This window comes from Echinicola strongylocentroti (genome assembly GCF_003260975.1).
Taxonomy (GTDB): Bacteria; Bacteroidota; Bacteroidia; order Cytophagales; family Cyclobacteriaceae; genus Echinicola; species Echinicola strongylocentroti.
In genome coordinates this window covers 532,982-555,534 of record NZ_CP030041.1, presented here as the reverse complement: position 1 = coordinate 555,534, position 22,553 = coordinate 532,982, and the positions used below count along the sequence as shown (strand labels likewise).

Here is a 22,553-nt window from a genome sequence, read left to right as displayed (position 1 = left end):
AGTACAGGGATCAGGATTAGCCCCTAAAAGGGGGAACGAGGCCTTTTGTCTCAAGACTCACTACTCACATCTCAAGACTCAAATCTCACATCTCAAAACTGATATCGCGCTCCGATGCTGAAGTTTCTGCCTCTGGTGGTATAGCCATAGATGGCAGTAAAGTCTTCATCCAGCAGGTTGTTCACTCCACCATAAATATTCAGTTTATTGTCCAAGACGGCTTGCTGTACAAATAAGTCCACCAGTCCATAGCTGTCCAGGTCAAATGCTCCTCCCACACCATAGTCATAGACTGTTCTTTGGCTGGTAAAGTTATATTTTAAGGTCACTTGGGTGTCTTCTGCCGGACTTGCATTGAATACCAGCCCCCACTTGCTTTTTGGTACCCTGTAAAAGGTCTCGGGCTTGTCGGTACTGACATGTGCAAAATTAGCAGACATGGAGAAGTATTGGTTGACCATCCAAGTGAAATCTGCCTCGAAGCCTTCCACTCTCCGTTTATCGGTAGTGTTTTGGTATTCACCGCCAATGTAGTTTCCGGTCTCGTCAAACAAGGACACGAACTCAATTGGGCTGGATTCGTCACGGGTAAAATGCACCAGGTTAAAGGTGAATTCGTCGCCTACATAAAAGGAGATTCCTTGTTCATAATTGAGTGATTCCTCGGGATTCAACGCATCGTTTCCGTAGTCGGGAGAATTGAGCTGATAGAGGGTAGGCGTGACATAAGAAGTAGCCACAGATGCGAGGATCTTTGCGGTCACTTGATCAGAAACTTCAAATAGGTAACTTGGATTGACATTATAGATGAATTTGGCATCGTATTCCGAATGGGTGTTTACCCTGGCTCCCGCGTGGACATTGAAGCCACTGGCCGCTTCATAGAAGAAAGAAGCATAAGGATCCAGCAGCGTGAATTGGTTATTGTCAAAAGCCAGTTCTCCCGGTTGTTCGTAGGATAATTGTTGGAGATTGACTCCCCAAAGCCCTTTCAGCCCACTGACGATCTGGTGCTCTTGGGTCAGGTCGAGCTGAAGGTTTCTGCCTTTGTATTCTGAAGGGAAGCTACTGATAAATTCCCGTTCACTGATATTGTAAACAGTTTTAAGTTTGATGCTACCGTTGGCATATTGATAAGTAGGGTTTAGGCCAAATCGCAGCTGGTTGCTGGTCTGCTGGTTGTCTGCATCGAGAAAGGGTCCACTATCATAATCTGCCTCCATGTCATCATAGGCGGTAAGAAAATCCAGCTTAAAGCGACCCGAAAAGGCATAGCCCATTTTGACCATAAGGTCTTTTCGGTTGATGCCATCTTTGCCGTAGGCAGCGGCGGCTGTAGTGTCCAAGGCTGACGAAAAGCCCTCCGAATTGTAAAGGCTTCCGGACACCAAGTAATTGAATCGTTCCGTTTGGCCGTTTAGGCTGATGTTTCCCCGGTAGGTATTAAAAGATCCGCCGCTGAAGTCAGCAGATCCACCGAATTTTTTGGTTTTGCTTCCTGATTTTAATTTGATATTGATCACGGCTGCGGAGGCTCCGGTACCGTAAAGCGTGCTCAGTCCACCACGGAGCACTTCGATAGACTCCACTTGATCCAGCGGAAGGAGTCTCAGGTCATAGGTGGCGTCTGCCAGTGAGGGATCATTGATAGGATTGCCGTCGATGAGGATGAGAGTATTCTTACTACTGGCACCACGGACAAAATAGCTGATATTGGTCCCCGGAGAGCTGTAGTTTCCGTCTATTTGGATACCGGGTACCTCATTGAGCAAGTCGGGGATGGTTTTTCCCACATTCCGTTCAATGTCCTTTTGGTTGAGTTTGTAAATCGTCTTTCCGGATTTTTCGACCGGGATTTCAAATTTGGTACCCGTCACGACGACTTCATCGAGGTCTTGGGCATCTTGTGCATTGGCCATAGCAGTCCAAAGGGAAATGCCTGCTACAAGAAGGGGAAGTAGTCCTTTCTTTTTTGGAAAAGAAATAATGTGTTTGTTCATAGCGTGTTTAATGCGTTAATAATTGGACACTATGAACTTTCTGGGAAAACTGTGAAAATATCCTCAGCGCTAAAGATATTTTCATGTGTGCAATGAAGAAGTACATTGCCCGCATGGAACTTCTGAAGATCTCATCATCGATAAGATCCGTTGAAGTTTCATAGCCTTTCACCCGAAAGCTCTGAATTATAGCAGTTGATGGCAGGTCTTCTGACTTGCTCCACACCTGGCGCCTTCCCATCCGATATGTCGGACAGTGGCTTGGTTACCAGTTGCTTTTGGGAGCTTACAGCTGCGGGTACAGTTCCGGATTTTCACCGGATTCCCTATTAAACCATTCTCCTTTTAGGTGAATAGGTGCCAAAAACTGGCGCAAAGATAAGGTTTTTTGCGGGGAAGTTGCAATGGAAGGTGGTTTTCAAGTGTGGCAAACGCATTAAGTGTTTTGAAGGGAAACAAATTTCGTGTAGGCATAGCTATCATCCGTGCCGCTGGCACTCCTTCGGGAGGTTGAGGAGAGCTTAAGCTCCTGCGGATGAATCCGCAGGTTACAAAATTTATCGTGCCGCTGGCACTTAAGTCCATAAACCGGTTCAAGAATTTTATGTGTATCCGTAACGCAACACTTAGGCTTATAGAAACGAAGTGTCCACTGTGAGTCCATTATTCGGCCTTTGGAGCATTCGGTTTTGGGACAGTTGATGGGGGCGTTAAGAAAATGAGTTAGCTCGCGCAGTGGACAAGTGAGATCCACTCAGTTTTAGCCCATAGCAACTGGCACAAAATCAAATTAAGGCAACCGAAATCGTACTCGTAAACCCAACCTCTTAATTTGAAGGATGCTCCATGGCCTAGATTTTTTTCCTACTTTTTCATCAATGGAAAAAGTAGGAAAGTCTGATAAAGCATAAACAGTAGTGAATTTGATTACATGTAATGTAGCGGATACATATAAAGCTAAATTCCAAAGGAACGACAAATATAAATACCAAATAGAACATTTTTTTAAATGCGTTTGCCCAGTAGTTTTCAACAGGACAAACGCATTTAGTATTTCGCAGGGAAACAGTTTAGTTGATTTGAGGTAAAGTTTACACTATATTGGCAATACCCAATGACCCCAATAGCCAGATGAATCGTTTTTTTGTAAGCTTGTTGTACGTTTATTTATTGCTGACAGGACTTTCCAGTGTTTATGCGCAGGAGGGCAATTACCTATTTGGTGCCATTACGGTGGAAGATGGGCTGTCCAATAACAGTGTTACGGATATTCATCAAGACGAGCTGGGCTATATCTGGATGGCGACCAACTCAGGGCTAAACCGCTATGATGGAGAAGAGTTTAGCGTTTTCAGAAACCGTCCCAATGACACCACCTCCTTATCCGAAAACAGTGTCAGAAAAATCATGCCCGGTCCTGAAGGAGCACTTTGGCTGCTCAACCGGAACAATGTCATGGAGGTGTATGATGCGAGCACAGAGACTTTCAGCACCTCCCTTTCACAGTATGCAAAGCGGTATGGTCTGTTAAGTGCGGTTGTTCATTTGGTATATGAAGATAACTCAGGGCGCTATTGGTTTGGACATCCCAATCAGGGCATCAGCATATATGATCCTCGTTCACAAAAAACTGTTCACCTCAAACATCAAGAGGACAATTTTTCTTCTATCAGTTATAATTATGTGTCGGCCATTGCCGAAAACTCCCACGGCGAGTACTGGCTGGTATATTCCAATGGTGCAGTGGATATCCTTGGAGCCAATTCATTAAAAGTAAGGCGACGGATCGAGCTTTTTGGAGATACGAATGTCAACTATACGGATGATTTCCGGATTTTTATTGATAGTGATGATGATGCATGGATCTATCTGTATGAAAATGGCGAAGGACTATTTTATTTTGACAGCTATGCTGATCGATTACATCACCTTCATACCAACTCAGAAAAGGTAAAGCTGAACAATAACCAAGTAAGGGGAATTGTAGAAAACAAAAAGAACGAAATCTGGATCGGTACCGATCATGGCGGAATTAATGTCCTCAGCAAGGAAGACATGACCGTGAATTACCTCCAACATGATCCCGAAAATCCCCACAGCCTGGCACATAACAGTGTGTATGAGCTCATGAAAGACCGTTCAGGTATTATCTGGGTGGGCACCTTCAAGAATGGTATCAACCTGTACAACGAGAAATTGATCCGTTTTCCCCATGTCAAACACATGCTGACGGCCAAACAGTCCCTTCCTTACAATGACATCAACTGCTTTGTGGAGGACGAAAAGGGCAATTTTTATATTGGCACCAATGGAAATGGCCTGTTGTATTTTGACCGGAAGAAGCAGCGATATACGGAGTACAAGCATCAAGAAGGCGAAGGAAACAGCTTGCCCGGAGACATTATCGTGGACCTGATGATAGACCAAAATGGCGAGCTGTGGATTGCTACTTATTTGAAGGGACTTAGTCGTTTTGATGGTCAGCTGTTCCGGAATTACCAGCCTGATGCCAATGATCCACAAAGTCTCTCCGGTGAAAGTGTATGGGAGCTATATGAGGATAGGGAAGGGAATGTCTGGGCAGGCACTTTGCGCAGCGGTCTTGACCTCTATGATCCCAAAACGGATAGCTTTATCCATTTTATCGGACCCGAGGGTCGGTTTCCTATGCACTGTGATTATATTTCTTCCTTGGAGGAGGACACGGCGGGAAATCTCTGGATTGGTGGTGGCAATGGGATTGATGTAATCAGCCTGAAAAGTGGTTTTGCAGCTTACCATAGCCACGAAATCGGTAATTCGTCATCCTTGGCAGGGAACAATATCATGGATATTTTAAAGGATAGTAATGGTACGATGTGGGTGGCGACTACTCAAGGGCTTAGTTACTTTGATCAAGCGGAAGGTGTATTCCATAATTTTAACCATACAGATGGTCTTCCGTCTGATCATGTCGTAAAAATCCTGGAAGACAATAACCATAACCTCTGGCTGAGTACGACCACTGGGCTGAGCCATGTACAAGTAAGTAGGGCCAAGGACAAGGATTCGCTTTCATTGGCTTTTCGTAATTTTAGCGTGGGAGATGGACTACAGGGAAACTCTTTCAATGAGAATTCCGCGTTGAAGACCTCAAAAGGTGAGCTGGTCTTTGGTGGGCCCAATGGCTATAATATTTTCTATCCTAACAAAATGCGAATGAACGAAGAAAGTCCCAAAGTCGTTTTGACGGATTTTCAATTGTTTAACAAGTCTGTGAAGATAGGCAAAAAAATAGCGGGTAGAATAGTGTTGGAGCAAAACATCAACCAAACCAAAAAGCTGGTGCTGAAGCATAATGAAAACGTTTTTGCCGTTGAATTTGCTGCACTGAACTTTATCCATTCTGACAAAAACCAATATCGGTACATGTTGGAAGGTTTTGATAGCGACTGGGTGGAGGTAGAAGACGGGGTGACCAAGGCCACCTATACCAACTTGGATCCGGGAAACTATACGTTTAAGGTGAGAGCGGCCAATAATGATGGTGTGTGGAGCGAAAAAGCCCAGATGCTGGATATAGAAGTCCTGGCACCATTTTGGAAAACCCCATTGGCATTTTTGATATATTTTGTCATTGTGGCCTTGATCGTCATAGCGATCCAACGGGAAATCATTGCCCGGGAAAAAGACCGCCTCCAAATCGCCCAAGACAGGGAAGAAGCCAAGCGGATGAAAGAACTGGACAAAATGAAAACCAAGTTTTTCACCAATGTCAGCCATGAATTCAGGACACCGCTGACCTTGATTTTGGCACCAGTGGAGAAGTTGCTGAAGACTACCAACGAGCCACATACACAAAACCATTACCTTACCATTCAGCGAAATGCCAAGCGCCTGATGAACCTGATCAACCAACTGCTGGACATCCGTAAAATCGAATCGGAAGGCATAGATTTTTCTCCCGTAGAAGGAGATGTTATTGGCTTCTTGCGTGAAACTACCCAGTCGTTTGAAGACCTTTCGGAGAAGAAGAATATTGCCTTGGATTTTATGAGCAATAAACAGCAATTATTTACGCATTTTGATGTAGATAAATTGGAGAAAATCCTTTTTAACCTCCTTTCCAATGCATTTAAATTTACCTATAGGGGAGGAGCGATCAAGGTAATGGTGAATTATGAAAGTCCTCATTCAGCAGGGGAAAAAGGAAGCCTATCGATCAGTGTACAGGATACTGGTGTAGGCATAGGAGAGGAGGACCAAAAGCGGATTTTTGACCGCTACTATGTCGGGGAAGAAAACAGTGATAGCCTGAACCAAGGAAGTGGTATCGGCTTGTCCATCGTGCAGGAATTTGCGCGGCTGCATGATGGGGACGTTTTATTGGAAAGTGAAGTGGGACGTGGCAGTACGTTTACGGTGACCTTGCCAGTGGAGGAAATAGCCCATACAGAACTGGCTTATGAGGAAAGTGACGAGGAGGAAATGGAAGGGATTGAGCAATCAGAAAAAAAGACCATCTTGTTGGTAGAGGATAATGAGGAATTTGTGCATTACCTGAAATCCTGCCTGGTGGAGGAATACAAAGTGATCACAGCGCTAAACGGGGAAGAAGGGAGTGAAATGGCATTTGAGCATATTCCCGATATGGTGATCAGTGATGTGATGATGCCCAAGATGAACGGCGTGGAGCTCTGCCAATTGCTGAAAAAGGACCTTCGTACCTCCCATATTCCCGTGATCCTCTTGACCGCCAAATCCTCGGAAGAGAAGCAGCTGGAAGGATTGGACAGTGGTGCCAACCATTACATCACCAAGCCTTTTAATGTAGAGCTTTTGTTGCTTCGGGTCAGGAACCTGCTGAACGAACGCAGTTTGTTACAGGAGCGGTTCAAGAAACGAATAGGAGTCATCACCAGTGAGGTGAAACTCGAATCCCTCGATGACAGGCTGATCCAAAAGGCGGTAAAAGTGGTGGAGGACAATATGGACAATCCGGAGCTTTCGGTAGAAATGCTCAGTGGAGAGCTGGCCATGAGCCGGGTGCATCTCTACAAAAAACTCACTTCCCTGACGGGAAAAAAACCCTTGGAATTTATTCGCATGATCCGCTTGGAAAGGGCTACCCAATTGCTGGGCGAAAGCCAACTTACCGTGGCGGAAGTAGCTTACCAAGTGGGGTATAACAATGCCAAATACTTTACCAAGCATTTTAAAGCAGAATATCAGGTATTGCCCTCCGTGTATGCCCAGCAAAAAGTGGAGGCAGCACACAGAAGTGGCTGATTTTTTTGATTTTTTGGGTAATTGGTAAAGGTTGGTGATCAGGATATGAAAATGATTAATTTCTTAACCTAAAATTTTATCGTTCCAGATTTTATCATTTCCGCTACTTCCATTACACTATTGTTTATCTCTCCATCATTCTCACAAAGAAAAATGTTTTCAGGATGATGGGTCTTGAAGATCTTTTTTGCTTGGGTATCAGGTATACCGTTCATGTTATAATGGTAACGGTCCCCTTGGGAGTCATCTTCTTCAAAAGTAAAATTCAACCCATCAGTACGAATTTTGTGTTCGTCGAATTTCCAGTATAGCGGTGGAGTTGCTGCCATGGAGTAGTGCTGAACGATATGTTCACAGGGGCAACTGTTATCCCCGCATGCACACTCACGCTCAACGACGGAAATACCTCCTCCGGTAGAATTCCTGAATGCGAGACTAATGAACCTATTCTTGTTTGAGTCGAAGTGATGTTTTGTGAGTATTCTGATGTATTCCATAAAAATTCCTGAACGTATTTCTGTAAGCCTTTGATTAAATGATCCAGAGATTTGAACTCTTCATGATCAATTAACTCAATACCGTTTTCGTCCTCCACGGTCAATAAAAAACAAGCATCAGACTCAATTATGACTTCGAAATACTTTTCTTTAGGGTAGGAAGTCAGGGCTATTTCTCCGTTAAAGCCAGGGAAAGCGTCTAATTTTGGGGAAACGATGTCAGACAAAACTTCGGATACAGTTAATGCTGTGTTTATTCTTTCATCCTGAAATTTAATTCCTTCTCCAAAATGCCATCCTTTTTCAAATTCCGAAAAGGATCTTATCTTATTGAATATTGGATGTTCTATTTGTGCTTTGTCTGGTATGGTTATGTTATAATTCATTGTATTATCCTTCTTTAGGCGGATACGCTTTATTTAACGAACCTTGAAGTTCCTCGGTTGTCATTATATGGTTCCCTGACGCTGATTCTATACTCTTTATCATTTGATCAAGTTTTTGATGTAAGGTTTTCGCAACAGTCAGAGAAGTATTTAATACAGCAGTAGGTTTACCATTGGTAGTTAACACCATTACGATGTCAGAAATTCCAATGCCATTGGCAAACCCATTAAAGTAGAATTTGGGAAGATCCTGGTCGTTTATAGAGGTTTCAATAAGCTGGCTCGTAGGATCAAGTTGTTGTTTGTTGTCTGATATATAAAAATTATTTTTAACAAATTAATTGATTTAACTGGGTTATAACAATAATTGTTAAGGTTTTTTAACGAAATCCTTTTGACAAACTTAAACGTGTGGTCACCTTTTTCATCCTGAATATTGGTACCATATAATCGATTTGTACCCATCTTGCACCGGTAAGCTTAGATAGAATGAGCCATTGGCTTTCTTACCATCTCTAAAGGATCCCTTGCGCCGGAGATTGATTGATTTTGGGTCCACTAATGTTAGAATGGGAAAGTAACTTTTGGCAAAAATACAGGTAGATGCTGATTTTTTTTAGTTCATGGAAGCCATAAAACAGGGCTTTTAGCAGCTTATATAGCCAATAAACCGCTTGTTAACATTTGCGCCCCTTCAAATAAACATTTCATAACCCACTATTTTTTTGATTAGACCTACATTAGATTAGGAAATTAACCTAAACCCATAATGACAGATATACTATATACTACTTTGAAGCAAAGGGAGCTTATCAGTTTCCTTCTGAAGTGCACACACCTTTTAAGATTATTGGTTTATCCACCACCTCGGATAACGCATTCTTGCGATTGGCAGCTTTTGCCAGACCAATTACGACGTAACGACAGCCTATTGCTATCCTACGCTTAAACCTGTTGGGAAAGGCTTCCCGTGAGCTTTTTTGGCTGGTGGGAGTGCCTTTTTTCATCTATTCACCTTATCAATAAACCTCAATAACTATGAAAAAATGCTTACTCTTAGGGTTTCTGCTGTTGTTCGCAGAAATCACCTATGCCCAGGTCACGGTGACCGGTAAGGTAAGTGCCGCCTCGGATGGAGAAGCCATTCCCGGGGTCAGCATTATTATCAAAGGGTCCTCCAAGGGGGTAACCACCGACTTGGAGGGAAATTATAACATCACTGCTGATGCAGAGGATGTGTTGGTTTACAGCTTTATCGGCTACAAGCAGCAGGAAATGGCCATCGGCAACCAGAGCGTCATCAATATCCAACTGGAAGAAGACATCTCCAACTTGGAGGAATTTGTGGTGGTCGGTTACGGTACCATGAAAAAATCAGACATGTCCAGTGCCCAGGTGACAGTCACCTCCGATGATATCGAGCGGACCGTAAATACCACCATCGAGCAGGCCATCCAAGGCCGTGCGGCAGGTGTGTACGTGACCAAAAACACCGGTGCACCAGGTGGAGGGTTGTCCGTAAATATTCGTGGTGTCAACTCCATAGGTGGCTCCAATGAACCTCTCTATGTCATCGATGGTGTGCAGATCCAGCCCAACACCGTTACTTACGGGCCTACTTCCGGTACCAATCCTTTGGCGGGATTGAACCCGAGTGATATCGAATCCATGGAGATCCTTCAGGGCCCCTCAGCTACTGCCATATATGGTTCTCGGGGTACCAATGGCGTGGTGCTGATCACCACCAAAAGGGGAAAAGAAGGGCAGACCAATATCAACTATTCGTATCTCTACAGCTTGCAGGACAAGCCTGATAACCTCGATGTGATGAACCTGCAGCAATACGCAGAGATGACCAATACGATTCGTGACCTGACAGGTGGTGATCCACCAGCAGCCTTTCTGGATCCGTCATTACTTGGAGCAGGAACGGATTGGCAAGGTGCGCTTTATAAGACAGCAGCGCTGAACAAGCATTCCCTCAGCCTGAGTGGTGGTAATGAAAGTACTAAGTACTACTTGTCCGGAGAATATTTTAACCAAGACGGAGTGGCCATTGGTTCTGGATTTGAGCGGTATTCCATTAGGCTTAACCTGGATAACGAAGTTCGGGATTGGCTTACTATTGGGGTGAACTTGGCCCTGAACGAAACAGATGAGCAGCTCGCCACTGGCAGTAGTGATATCATCAACTACGCCATCCAGATGGCTCCCAATATCCCGGTCCAAAACCCTGACGGCAGCTGGGGCGGTGCAGATGCGCTGAACGGCAGTAGTTTGCAGTTTACCCCGCCCAATCCCATTGCCTTGGCCAACTTACTGGACAGAACCTACAAGCGTAGACAGGCGCTGGGTGGACTGAACCTGGGAATTGACATCATGGAAGGATTGAAATTCACTACCCAGTTGAACGGTAATATCAACTATGCCAATGGGCATTTTTGGACACCAACTTATACGCTTGGTTCGGTGACCAATGATGTGAACGAGCTGAGCAGCAAAGCTGAGAACAGTTTTTATTGGAACTGGTCACAGACCTTGATCTATAACAAGACCTTTGCCGAGAAACATGATTTAACGGTGATGTTTACCCATGAGGCCCAAGAGTCCAACTGGGAGTCGATAGAAGGATCAAGGCAAAATTTCACTTCCAATGATCTCCCGGTTTTGGGACTGGGCTCTTCGCAAGGAGCCACCAATGGCGGCAACAAAAACCAATGGGCCATGGAATCCTACCTGGGAAGGATCAATTATACGTATGATGACAAGTACATCGTTTTGGCAGCCTTACGTGCGGATGGATCAGCGAATTTTGGCCCTGAAAACCGCTGGGGATATTTTCCTTCTGTTTCGGCAGCATGGAGAATGTCCGAAGAGAATTTTATGGCAGGAATGGCAGCGGTGGATGAGTTGAAGATTCGGGTAGAGACAGGACTCACCGGTAACCAAGGTAGTGCCAATGCCATCTATGCACCACTCAGCTCACCGAGTGTCCCCACTCCTTGGGGCGGCGGATTTTTGGTCACGCGATACGGTAACCCGGAGCTGGCCTGGGAAGAAACCCAGACGTATAATGTGGGCTTTAACCTGAACATGTTCAATAACAGGGTGCAGCTAGAAGGTGATTTTTATAAGAAAATCACAGATAACTTACTGTTGCCCAATCCACTTCCTTGGTACATGGGGACAGAGGGAGAAGGAAGCATCGGCACACCAACGGTGAACATCGGTGCGCTGGAAAACCAAGGCTATGCCTTTACGATCAATACCATCAATATCGATAACCGCGCCACTTCGTTCAGATGGAGCTCCAACTTTAACTTTTCGGGCTTCAAGACAGAAGTGACGAAGTTTTATTCCGAGTCAGCCTTTGTGGATCGGACAGCTTGGTACATGAATGACTTTACCCAAAGGGCGGTCATTGGCCAATCTCCTTGGTTGTTTTATGGCTATCAGTACGACGGGATTTTCCAATCGGTGGAGGACATCGAAGGGAGTGCAATACCAGCAGACAATAACGGTGAAAGGCTTCCTATTGGGGAAGATGATATCTGGGTCGGTGACATCAAATATAAGGACCTTAATGGCGACAATATCATTGACGAACGGGACCAGACTTTTATCGGTAATCCTTGGCCCAAGTTTACTTTTGGTACCACACAGACCTTTGAGTACAAAGGGTTCAAGCTGGATATTTTGTTGCTGGGAGCATTTGGAGCGGATGTGTTTAACTACTCACGCTTTTACAATACCAATCCCAACAATATCAACCTGGGCAGGAACCTACTGGTGGAGACCTTTGACTATGCCAAGGTGGAAATGGACAGTGAGGGAAATCCTTATCTAGCCAATCCAGCAACGGATATTCCACGGATCACCGTTACGGATCCAAACGGAAACGGCATCAGGATCAGTGACAAGTTTGTGGAAGATGGTTCTTATGTAAGGCTTAAGAACATCAACCTAAGCTATGAATTTGATGAAGAGCTGCTGGGATGGCAAAATGTCATCCGCGGGGCACGCCTGTCATTTGGCGTGCAAAACCTGGCGACATGGACCAAGTACAAAGGCTATGATCCTGAAGTAGGTGCCTATGTAGGCAATAATGTGGAGGCCGATAAGCAGCTGATCGGCGTGGACTACGGCAGGTACCCGTCGACGAGAATGTATAACTTCAGCTTGGGCATAGATTTCTAAATTTAAAATGAGAACAGTCATGAAAAAATATATTCAAAAAGCCATGGTGCTAGCGGGAGGACTGACCCTCACTGCGGGCTTATGGAGCTGTGGAGAAGAGTTTTTGGACCGACCGCCGCTGGATGCCATCGTGGATGCCAATTTTTATCAAAATGACGAGCAGGTATTGGCCGGAACGGCACCCCTTTATAATATCGTCTGGTTTTCTTACAATGACAAAGCTTCCCATGGGATCGGTGATGCCCGTGGGGGAACCTTGACTTCCGGTTCTTATCAGCTTGAAAATGTCCGCTTCAATACCACCGGCGAAACACCGGAAAATGGGGCCTCCTGGAGATCCTTTTACAATGTCGTGGGCCAGTCGAATACACTGATCGCCAACATCGAGCAGTACGCAGGAGACGAAGTATCGGATAGGATCAAGCGACATGGCATTGCAGAAGGGCGGTTTATGCGTGGTTTGGCGTACTCTTACCTGGTACAAAACTGGGGACCCGTGCCGATCATCACCAATAACACCACCTTGCTACAGGATACGACCATTGCGCGGAATACGGTAGAATCGGTTTGGCAGTTTATCATTAAGGATTTTCGCTATGCGGTGGAGAATTTACCCGAAAGCTCGGTGCAGGAGGGTCGGCTGAACAAGTGGAGTGCCGAAGGGATGCTGGCCAAGATGTACCTTACGAGAGCGGGCGTTAGCGGAAGTAGAAACCAAGATGACCTGGACAGTGCGGCGTACTTTGCGAAGCGTGTCATCGATAATAGCGGTGCCAGCCTGATGGAGGATTATGAAGAGCTCTTCAAAACCGCCAATAACAATAACCAAGAGACCTTGGCAGCCCTTCAGTGGACTTATAATGCGGGCAACCTCAATGCTTGGGGTGCCCAAAATTCCGTGCAGGCTTTCTTGGCCTATGGTTCTGAGATTACAGGTTTTTCTGACGGTTGGGGAGGTGATATTGGCGGCTCCAAATGGGTGCTGGACTTGTATGATGATTGGGTGTTTGACGAGCGGAGAAAAGCCACCTTTATGCTGCCTGGCGACCATTACGATTATATCACCCAAGTACCTGCCGGAGGTGCTGCACAAGAGTTGCGCGTACCCGCTCCCAGCGAAGATGCCGGCCAGCCTTACGGCACCAGAGCTTGGGTGAAAAAATACGTGGTGGGCAGACCTGAGGACAATGACGGGAAAGTCGTGCAACAAGGAACAGAAATCAATACCTATATTTTGCGGCTCTCAGATGTTTATTTGATCTATGCAGAAGCAATGCTGGGAACCGATCCCGCCGAAGCACTGACCTATTATAATATGGTGCGTGAAAGGGCAGGCGTGAGTGCCAAGAGTGCTATTACTTGGGAGGATATTTTCAATGAGCGGATATTGGAATTTGCCATGGAAGGGCAAGCGTGGTATGAGTTTACAAGGCTCCACTACTACGACCCACAGCGCGCTTATGATTTGCTGAGCAATCAAGACCGGGGTACTTTCAGGATATATCCAGACCAAATCCCAGATCCAAGAATGTGGGAAGTGGAGATTCCGGAAGACGATACCAGTCCAAGGTACTTTGATGTAAACGCCAGCAACTTCCAATTGCCGATTCCATCGGTGGAGCTTTCCAAAGCACCCAACCTAAGGAAGCCTCCGGTACCGTACGACTTCAATGCAGCGGAATAGTGGCGGAGGATGTTGGTCCTTCGGCTACGCTCAGGAACCGTTTGGCTACGCTCAGGAACCATTCGGCTACGATCAGGAACCGTTCGGTGATGCTTCGGAATCGTTCGGCTACGCTCAGGGACCGTTCGGATTCACTTAGAGGCCGTTTGGCTACGCTTCGGAATCGTTCAGTTTCGCTCAGGTGCCACTTGGTTACGCTCAGGAATCGTTCGGTTTCGAAGGCCTGTTGTCTCTGATAGCGCTTTTGCTGGACGTTGGAGTGCTGGATTTTGCTATCCGGAGCCGATGATAAAGCAGATTTGGAACAATAACCCATTAACGAATAACTCAGTAAGCAATGAAAAAAAATCCTATATACAAATTCAATTTCCTCAGCAGTGCCTTGGTCCTTGCGATGGCGCTGTGTTCGCTGGCATGCCAGGAAGATGAGGATGAAGTGACCGGCATGCCCTCGATCGAGCGTGTGCGCTATACGGATCCGGCCACAGCAGATAGTGCTTTTAGTCGGGCCACCTTGGGCAGTACTTTGGCGATCCTAGGAAATAACCTTGGAACTACCCAGCAGGTGTACCTGAATGACTATCCGGTAGGGGTAAATCCCGCCTATGTCACCAATGACAATGTGATCGTGACCATCACGGACAGCGTGCCAACTGTGGCGACCAACCCTGATGTGCCCAATATGCTTCGACTGGTCACCAAAGGCGGGGAGACCTCCATCTCTTTTCAGACCTTGCCGCCCGCGCCCCAGATCAGCCGCGTGGCCAACGAATACGTGAAGACTGGGGATCAGCTGACGCTGTTCGGACGGTATTATTATTTTATTGATACGGTATATTTTCCTGGCGAAGATGTCTATGTGACCGACGGATTCACCACCAACAGCACAGGGAGCAGGCTTACGGTGACCGTTCCTGACGGATTGGATTTTGCTGAAGGTAATTCCATTACGGTCGTCACCCAAAGTGGGGCTTCGGCGACCAACAGAAGAACGCAAATCTATGACGGCGATGGCATGGTGGCGGACTTTGATACCAATGGTGCTCTAGAGTGGCCGTGGAACTGGGGTTGGGGGATTTCTGGAGAGATGATCGTGCCTTCCATTGGAGGGATAGAGGGGATTGATGGTAATTTCGGAGCCATTGATATGGAGTTGCCACCTGATAATGGCTGGAGTAACGATAAAGTGATCAATTTCGCCAATTGGGGTGGTGAACAGATATTCCCCACAGAACCAGCCGACAAATACACTACTAGTGCTCCAATAGCGGATTTTGATATACGTATGGAGGTGGCGACGATTACTGAGGCGTCATTAGAAGGAGTGACATTGGATCTATGGTATCCGGATATAAATGGAAATGAGTTACAGGCAAGTGTTCCGATTACAGATTTTGTGCGGACTTCTGACGGACAGTGGTATACGGTGTCTATCAACGCAAACCAACTGACGAGCGGCAATGTGAGGTTAGCAACCTATGGCGATTTTCTCGCTGGGGGAGCTGACGGTGTGAAACAACTAAGAATAGTGATACAAAACGCTAATTCATCCACAGTTCCAGTTACCATGGGCATCGACAATGTCCGTGTCGTAAGGGCAGAAGAATAAAGCCATTAAGATTTAAAATTTTGGATTATGGTTTCAACTCTCGAAGCGGTAAGTTGCCGCTTCGAGTTTTACTTCGGCTACGCTCAGTAAACGTTTGGCTACGCTCAGGAACCTGGGTTGTGCCGAGTATCAGCCACATCACTTTCCTGTCGATCAGTAAATTTTCCCTTTAGGGGCTTGGGGGTAATTTAACCCGGATTATGCATTAGGAATCGTAGTGAGAGCTGAAATTGCAAGAAAATCAGTTAGTTTGGAGGCATTAGCGTAGCACCGCTACGGTTATGCCGAAAACTAAAGTGAAACGGCTGATTTTGAAGCAGTTTAAGGTCGCAACAGATAGGCTAATGCATATTCTGGGTTTAAGCGGTTCCTAGTTGCTGCCATGTTGTACTGAGGGCTGTGCCCCAGTACGGCTAGCCTTGAGCTTTTTGCTCAAATATGAGTACCGAAGCCCCCATGGTAATAGGATGTCGATAAAATTTTAACACTTATATGTGGTATTTCGGGAAATCTGTGAGAAATTATCCTGCTGATAAGTAAGGCATAATCAAAAAAATAAAACACCCAAAATGACGAAAGCTAGCATCTACACCTCTCTGTTGACTTTGATGACGATGGGCTTAATGTCTTGTTCGGATAATGATGAAGCGAGCAAAGCCCCGGAAGCAGATCCACTTTTTGCATTACTGGACCATGAGCAGAGTGGAGTGGCCTTTCGGAATACCATTACAGAAACCCCAGAGGCGAATGTTTTTGAGTACCAGTATTTTTATAATGGCGGCGGGGTGGCGTTGGGCGATGTCAATAATGATGGATTGGAGGATAGTTATTTTTCTGGAAATATGGTGGACAATAAGCTGTACCTCAACAAGGGTGAAATGCAGTTTAGAGACATCACCTTGGCGGCCAATGTAGCTGGCAGGCCGCATGCCTGGGCTACGGGAGTGTCCATGGTGGATATCAATGGAGATGGATGGCTGGATATTTATGTTTGCTACAGTGGCGAATTGGCGGAGGATAGCAGAAGAAATCAGCTTTTTATCAACCAAGGAGCCGACGAGGAGGGAATTCCCTATTTTAAGGAAGAAGCTGCGGCTTACGGATTGGATGATCCTGCCTATACCACTTCGGCAGCGTTTTTTGACCTTGAAGGAGATGGTGATCTGGATGCCATTTTGCTCGATCATAATGCAGACCTGTTCCGGAATTTGGACGCCATGTCATTTGAGTACATTCTGGACCAAAAGGACAAACACAGCAGTTCCAAGTTATTGGAGAATAGGGACGGGGTGTTTGTGGATATTACGGAGAAGGCAGGATGGGACGAAAGCCCGCTTTCCTATGGCCTGGGCTTGAGCATAGCTGATTTTAATGAGGATCATCGGCCGGATGTTTTTATTGGCAATGATTATTCTGCTCCTGATTATTTGTACATCCAGCAGGAAAACCATGGTTTTCGTGACGAGCTGAGTGTTAGGATGGGGCATACCAGTCTGTACAGTATGGGCAGTGATGCTGCGGATGTGAACAATGACGGCCTGGTGGACCTGATAAGCCTGGATATGCTTCCCCAACAAAACAAGCGGCAGAAATTATTGGCTTCCCAAGACAACTATGAGCATTTTAACTTGTTTCATGAAGTAGGCCTTCACCACCAGTATATGCGTAATATGTTACAGCTGAACAATGGCGATGGCACGTTCAGCGAAATTGGGCAGTTGGCTGGTATTTCCAATACCGACTGGAGCTGGGCACCGCTTTGGGTGGATTTTGACCAGGATGGATGGAAAGACCTTTTTGTAGCCAACGGTTTTTTGAGGGATTTTACCAACTTGGACTTTATCAAGTACCGCAGTTCTATTTTTAATGTGGGAACGATGGCCAAAGAGGATATACTGAAATTGATCAAGCAGATGCCGTCATCCGAGGTGAAAAACTATATCTTCAGAAATAGCGGGAACCTTCAATTTACCGACCAAGGTAACGCTTGGGGAATTGACCATTTTTCGAATAGCAATGGAGCGGCCTATGGAGACCTGGACAATGATGGAGACTTGGATTTGGTCGTCAACAACGTGAATTTGGAGGCATTTATCTACGAAAACCAACGAAATGAGCGTCCAAATCACCAGTGGCTGCAAGTATCCTTAACCGGAAATGGTACCAACACCTTTGGCATCGGCGCAAAGGTCTGGGTATATCAAGGCGATAAGCAGCAGCTGCTCGAGCAAATGCCCTTTCGGGGGTACCAATCCAGTGTAAGCCCAGTGCTGACTTTTGGATTAGCCGAGGGAAATATCGATTCGTTGAAAGTGGTGTGGAGGGATGGTTCCTGTCAGACAATAACAGCCGTCCCGACCAATCAGCGGCTGATGCTGACGCAAAAAGAGGCGAAAAAAGAGACGGTCGGTCCTAAAGAAATACAGGAGTCAATTTGGGAAGAAGTAGACGGGGCAGGCCTCGTCACCCACAAGGATGTCCTGTTCAATGATTTTAAAAGGCAGCCCTTGCTTATCAATCCGCAAAGTACCTTAGGCCCCGTAATGGCCAAAGCCGATGTCAATAATGATGGGAATCCGGATGTGTTTTTTGGAGGAGGAAAAGGGCAGGCCGCTAGCTTGCTGCTGTCCATGGGGAGCGAAGAATATAAATTGACACAACCAGCTGATTTTGAACAGGGAAAGGATGCTGTGGACGCTGCCGCTTTGTTTTTGGATGTGGACGGTGATGGTGATCAAGATTTATATGTGGCCAGCGGTGGTTACCATGATTTGTCACCGGATGCAGCATTACTGACCGATCGGCTATATAAAAATGATGGAAAGGGGTACTTCATATTGGCTTCCGAGTCATTGCCCCGAGTAAAAGAAAGTACTGGTGCTGTGGTCGCCTGGGATTATAATGAGGACGGATCACTGGATATTTTTATGGGTGGCGCGGTGATACCGGGTTGGTTTCCAGCGTCTTATACCTCCAAGTTGCTCCAGAATGATGGTAAAGGAAAATTTGAACTGGCACCCGAAGAGCTGATCAAGGCTTTTGTGCCATTGCACCTAGTGACGGATGCTAAGGTGGCCGACCTGGACAATGATGGGACGGAAGAATTGATAGTGGTGGGCCGCTGGATGGGGATTGAGGTGTTTGACTATAAGGATGGAGAAATAAAGCGGGTGACAAGCGATTATTTTGGTCAATCCTACGTCGGTTTATGGAATACGTTGATGGTGGAGGATTTGGATGGCGATGGAAGCCCAGAGTTGGTGGCCGGTAATCTTGGGTTGAATTCCCAGATCAAGGCGAGCAAAGAGGAGCCTGCCGAATTGTTATTTAAGGATTTTGATGGCAATGGCGCCGTGGACCCCATACTGTCCTTTTACATCCAAGGCGAAACCTATCCGTATGTCACAAGGGATGAACTGTTTGAACAAATCAGTATGAAGCGGATCGATTTTGATAACTATGCGAGCTATGCCGAGGCAAAGATCAGCGATGTTTTTACTGAAGAAGAACTGGAGGGAGCCGAGAATTATCAAGCCACGACATTGGAGACGATGTTGTTCTCACAAGCGGAATCAGGAAAATTCAAACCGTTACCATTGCCTGTTCAGGCTCAGTTTTCTCCAGTGTACAGTATAATCTCCCTCACATCCGGCGGTGATAAACAGCTCTGGCTGGGAGGGAATATCCACCATACCCGCATAAAACTGGGCGATACCGATGCCAACCATGGTGTATTGCTCACGGCAGACCACCAAGGAAAATACCGGTACATCGACCAAGTAACCAGTGGCTTTAAGATCCAAGGAGATGTGCGCAGTGCCCTGCAGGTGGGAGAAGAACTGTGGGTCGGCGTATATAACCAACCGCTGCTGAGATTTCAAAAAAAACACCCCATAACCCCCTAATAGCTTATGAAAACCCCTAATTATGCGTATCGAGTTTGTCTTGGATGGGCACTGTTGCTGCTGAGTTGTCAGGAGAGGAGCTCTTTTGCCCAGCTGACCGAAGCCATCAGCATAAACCAAGTAGGACATTATCCCTCCAGTAAAAAAGTGGCCATCGTCATGGCCGCAACCGAAAGTGAGGGCTTCAAGGTATTCGCCAGCCCTTCCGGGGAGGAAGTGCTTGAAGGCTCTTTGGTGAAAGTAGCCCAAGATCAAGTGCCTCAAAGAGAAGTGTGGAAAGCTGATTTTACCCGTCTTCAGCAGCCAGGGCTTTACCATATTCTTGTAGAAGGTGTGGGCAGGTCTTACCCGGTCGTCATTCGGGAAGGTGTATATGATGAGGTATTGGATGCAGTGCTGAAAGGGTTTTATTTTCAGCGGGCATCCACAGCGCTTAAATCCGATCAAGCAGGGAAATGGGCACGTGCAGCAGGGCACAAGGACGATGAAGTCTATGTGCATGCTTCTGCAGTGAGTGATACTAGGACTGAAGAGACGGTCTTGTCTGCTTCGAAAGGCTGGTATGATGCAGGTGATTATAACAAGTACATCGTCAACAGTGGCATATCAATGGGGACGCTTTTGTCTTTATACGAGGATTTTCCAGGTTATTTTGACCAAAAAAAATGGAATATTCCCGAGAGTCAAAATACCCTTCCGGATATATTGGATGAGATCCTGTGGAATCTGGATTGGATGGAGCAGATGCAGGATCCTCTTGATGGCGGAGTTTACCATAAGTTGACCACTGCTGAATTTGAAGGAATGGTGACCCCCGTCAATGCCACGGCAAAGCGATATGTGGTGAGCAAGTCCACTGCCGCCACCTTGGATTTTGCGGCGGTCATGGCGCAGGCTGCCAGGGTAATGAAGAATGTGGAAGGTTTGGAAGGCAGGGCTGACAAATGGCAAGACCAAGCTGAAGCGGCCTGGAAATGGGCAACTGAACATCCTGATCATATCTATGACCAGCAGAAGCTGAATGACAACTACGATCCCGATATCAATACAGGGGCCTATGGCGATGGAAACTTGCAGGACGAATGGATCTGGGCTGCCTGTGAGCTTTACCTCAACACCAGTGACGCAGCTTATTTGGAAAAAATCCCTGTCGATGCCGTTCCAAGTTTCTCTGTACCGAGCTGGAGCAATGTGGCTTGGCTGGGGTATTATTCACTGTTGAGGAAGGCTGATGAACTCGAAACACTCCAACCGTTGATAGCGTCCTTAAGGTCTACCTTGAAAGCAACCGGAGAGGATTGGCTAGACCAAATGAACACCACTTCCTTTCAGTCAGTGATGGGCAAGGATCCAAAGGATTTTGTGTGGGGAAGTAATGCAGTGGCCGCCAATCAAGGCATAGCACTTATCCAGTTGTATTTCTTTGATAAGGATCCCGCTTATTTGGAAGCGGCCATGGCCAATTTAGACTATCTATTAGGCAGAAATGCTACGGGATATTGCTTTGTTACTGGTTTTGGCGCCAAGTCGCCCATGTATCCCCATCACAGGATTTCAGAGGCGGATGATGTCAAGGAGCCCGTTCCTGGGCTGTTGGTAGGAGGTCCCAACCCGGGGCAGCAGGACGGTTGTGATTATCCTTCTACTGTTTTTGATGAATCTTATGTAGATCACCTTTGCAGCTATGCCAGCAATGAAATCACCATCAATTGGAATGCTCCCATGGCCTATTTGTTGGGTGCCGTAGTGGCTATGGAGCAGCCATAAATGGCGTGTTAATAACCTGAGCTCGATTTATTTTTAGCATTAAAAGCGTCATTGCGAACCCTTTTTAGGAGGATGTGGGTTGGAAAAGGGTGTGGCAACTCGCCGCGGCGAGCTGCCACGGCTTCCACCCCTTAAATCTCCCCCTAAGCCTCGCAGTGACGGTTTTATAATCGAACTGAGGTTAATTGCCCCAGGGCATTATTTTAAAATCTCCTCGATTTTGGTGAGTTCCTCGTTAGCGAAGGAGAGGTTATCGAGGCATTTTAGGGAGTCCTCCAGTTGGGAAGTTTTGCTTACCCCTATCAGGACAGAGGTGATGCGGTCATCTTTGAGCAGCCAAGAGAGGGCCATTTGTGCGAGGCTTTGCCCACGCGATTTGGCGAGCTCGTTGAGCTGTTTGATCTTGGACAGTGTTTCTTCTGTGATCGCAGATTTTTGGAGGAATCCGTGGGATTTGGCAGCCCTGGATTCTTCCGGAATACCATGGAGGTACTTGTTGGTAAGCAAGCCTTGGGCAAGGGGAGAAAAGGGGATACAGCCCACGCCTTCGTTGCCGAGCACATCCAGCAGTCCGCCTTCTACCCATCTTTCAAACATCGAGTATTTAGGTTGGTGGATGAGGCATGGAGTTCCTAGGTCCCTTAAGATACTGATAGCTTTGGCAGCGTCTTCAGCTTGATAATTGGAGATGCCGACATAGAGTGCCTTACCTTGGCGGACGATCAGGTCCAGAGCGGCCATGGTTTCTTCGAGTGGAGTGTCGGGGTCAGGTCGGTGGTGGTAAAAAATATCCACGTAGTCCAGTCCCATTCGCTGTAAGCTCTGATCAAGACTGGACACCAAGTACTTTTTTGATCCCCATTCTCCGTAGGGGCCTTCCCACATATAATAACCTGCTTTGGTAGAAATGACCATTTGGTCACGATACCCTTGGAAGTCACTTTTAAGGATTTTTCCAAAGTTCTCTTCGGCAGATCCTGGAGGAGGACCGTAATTATTGGCCAAGTCAAAATGGGTGATTCCGGCATCAAAAGCGAGTTGCAATAATTTTCTTGAATTTTCAAGCACATCCACATGACCGAAATTATGCCAAAGGCCCAGTGAAAGGGCAGGAAGCTTTAGACCACTTTTTCCGCATCGACGATAAGTCATTTTCTCATAGCGGTTTGGTGCAGGTTGATAGTTCATAGGTTTATTTTACAGTTTTTTACGATATAATTTCCAATATACTAAGATCTAG

Annotated in this window: 11 protein-coding genes and 1 riboswitch; of the genes, 6 read left to right on the top strand and 5 right to left on the bottom strand. The window is 46.3% G+C overall.

Annotation, left to right across the window (positions count from 1 at the left end):
* Nucleotides 1-92: 92 nt before the first annotated feature.
* Entirely contained in the window at nucleotides 93-2,000 is a 1,908-nt protein-coding gene (locus DN752_RS02120) for a TonB-dependent receptor plug domain-containing protein (RefSeq protein WP_112782448.1), read from the bottom strand.
* A gap of 183 nt (nucleotides 2,001-2,183) precedes the next feature.
* Nucleotides 2,184-2,380, bottom strand: a riboswitch (cobalamin riboswitch).
* Between the two features lie 721 nt (nucleotides 2,381-3,101).
* Between DN752_RS02120 and DN752_RS02115 the strand changes: the two genes are divergently transcribed.
* Nucleotides 3,102-7,268, top strand: a complete 4,167-nt coding sequence (locus tag DN752_RS02115; protein WP_112782447.1) for a hybrid sensor histidine kinase/response regulator transcription factor — start codon at nucleotides 3,102-3,104, stop codon at nucleotides 7,266-7,268.
* Between the two features lie 68 nt (nucleotides 7,269-7,336).
* Here the strand turns inward: DN752_RS02115 and DN752_RS02110 are convergent, their stop codons facing one another.
* Both DN752_RS02110 and DN752_RS02105 read right to left on the bottom strand, forming a co-directional pair.
* Nucleotides 7,337-7,537, bottom strand: coding sequence for a hypothetical protein (locus DN752_RS02110; protein WP_112782446.1), 201 nt, complete (start codon nucleotides 7,535-7,537; stop codon nucleotides 7,337-7,339).
* Nucleotides 7,534-8,151, bottom strand: a complete 618-nt coding sequence (locus tag DN752_RS02105) for a hypothetical protein (RefSeq protein WP_112782445.1) — start codon at nucleotides 8,149-8,151, stop codon at nucleotides 7,534-7,536. The genes DN752_RS02110 and DN752_RS02105 overlap by 4 nt, the downstream gene beginning before the upstream one ends.
* 1,038 nt (nucleotides 8,152-9,189) lie before the next feature.
* Between DN752_RS02105 and DN752_RS02090 the strand changes: the two genes are divergently transcribed.
* Together DN752_RS02090 and DN752_RS02085 are read left to right on the top strand one after the other, a co-directional pair.
* The gene (locus DN752_RS02090; protein ID WP_112782442.1) at nucleotides 9,190-12,348 is read left to right on the top strand and encodes a SusC/RagA family TonB-linked outer membrane protein; all 3,159 of its coding nucleotides are present in this window, start codon (nucleotides 9,190-9,192) and stop codon (nucleotides 12,346-12,348) included.
* 19 nt (nucleotides 12,349-12,367) lie between these two features.
* On the top strand, nucleotides 12,368-14,032 hold the full coding sequence (locus DN752_RS02085) for a RagB/SusD family nutrient uptake outer membrane protein (protein WP_112782441.1): 1,665 nt from the start codon (nucleotides 12,368-12,370) through the stop codon (nucleotides 14,030-14,032).
* Here the strand turns inward: DN752_RS02085 and DN752_RS02080 are convergent.
* Nucleotides 14,016-14,348: a hypothetical protein gene (locus DN752_RS02080; protein ID WP_112782440.1), complete on the bottom strand. Its 333-nt coding sequence runs from the start codon at nucleotides 14,346-14,348 to the stop codon at nucleotides 14,016-14,018. The genes DN752_RS02085 and DN752_RS02080 overlap by 17 nt on opposite strands.
* 21 nt (nucleotides 14,349-14,369) lie before the next feature.
* Here DN752_RS02080 and DN752_RS02075 point away from each other — a divergent pair, with 21 nt between their 5' ends.
* The 3 genes from DN752_RS02075 to DN752_RS02065 all read left to right on the top strand — a co-directional run bounded on the left by DN752_RS02075 (nucleotide 14,370) and on the right by DN752_RS02065 (nucleotide 21,313).
* Nucleotides 14,370-15,641 carry a glycan-binding surface protein gene (locus tag DN752_RS02075; RefSeq protein ID WP_112782439.1) on the top strand — a complete coding sequence of 424 codons (1,272 nt, stop codon included), beginning with the start codon at nucleotides 14,370-14,372 and terminating at the stop codon, nucleotides 15,639-15,641.
* Nucleotides 15,642-16,210: 569 nt separating this feature from the next.
* Nucleotides 16,211-19,546, top strand: coding sequence for a VCBS repeat-containing protein (locus DN752_RS02070; protein ID WP_112782438.1), 3,336 nt, complete (start codon nucleotides 16,211-16,213; stop codon nucleotides 19,544-19,546).
* A gap of 6 nt (nucleotides 19,547-19,552) precedes the next feature.
* Nucleotides 19,553-21,313, top strand: coding sequence for a glycoside hydrolase family 9 protein (locus DN752_RS02065; protein WP_112782437.1), 1,761 nt, complete (start codon nucleotides 19,553-19,555; stop codon nucleotides 21,311-21,313).
* A gap of 198 nt (nucleotides 21,314-21,511) precedes the next feature.
* Here DN752_RS02065 and mgrA read toward each other — a convergent pair whose 3' ends face one another.
* Nucleotides 21,512-22,501, bottom strand: a complete 990-nt coding sequence (gene mgrA / locus DN752_RS02060; RefSeq protein ID WP_112782436.1) for an L-glyceraldehyde 3-phosphate reductase — start codon at nucleotides 22,499-22,501, stop codon at nucleotides 21,512-21,514.
* Nucleotides 22,502-22,553 lie beyond the last annotated feature (52 nt).